Source organism: Pseudomonas sp. GW821-FHT01E10 (assembly GCF_059422365.1).
The window spans coordinates 1-711 of sequence record NZ_JBWKWT010000048.1 but is presented as its reverse complement, the minus strand read 5'-3'; the positions used below and the strand labels follow the sequence as shown (position 1 = coordinate 711).

Genomic DNA, 711 nt, shown 5'->3' with positions numbered 1-711 from the left:
GTCGTAGCTGTATTCGTAGCGCCCGCCCTGCGGGTCGGTCGCGTTGAGCAATTGGCGCTCGTCGTTCCATTCGAACTGCCAGGTCTGGCCGAGGTTGTCGGTGTATTCGGTGATCTGGTGCTGGGTGTTCCACCGGCGCGTACTGACGCGCTGCAGGCCATCGGTGATGCGCGTGACACCGGCGCCGAGGTCATAGTCGAACTGGTAAGCGTCGCCCTCGTCGGTCCAGTGCCCGACCACGCGCCATTCCTTTTCCTCGATGCAAGCCCACTGATAAAAACAGCGAAGGCCTGTGGGCAACTGATGCTCAGTCATCCGCCGCTCGCTGTCGTAAACGAAGCGGCGCTGTACCTGGCCTGCGGTATCGCGAACTTCTGTCAGGTTGCCTGACGGATCGTAGCCATAACTCACCAACACTTCACGGCGCTGGTCCGGGTAGACCCGCTCCACCTGACTGACTCGTGTCTGAAGGTAGATCAATTCCACCTGAACCAAGTCAAAGGTGTCGCGCAGTTTTACAAGACGTCCGGTGTCGTCATAGTCGAGGTGAACCCGGTTGTCATTACGATCACCCAGCTGGCTAAGGCGCAGCAGCGATGAACTTCCAGGTGTTGTATCGAACAGTCGATACAGTCCGCTGTCGCTTTCTATCAACAGCTGCCCATTAACGTGGCGCCGGACACTCAGCCCTTCACCGGCACTGAACACCGC

The 711-nt window shown here is 58.8% G+C and carries 1 pseudogene; it reads right to left on the bottom strand.

Features of this window, described 5'->3' with window-relative positions:
- Positions 1 to 711: pseudogene (locus AC07V0_RS29985) on the bottom strand (RHS repeat protein); the annotation flags it as partial.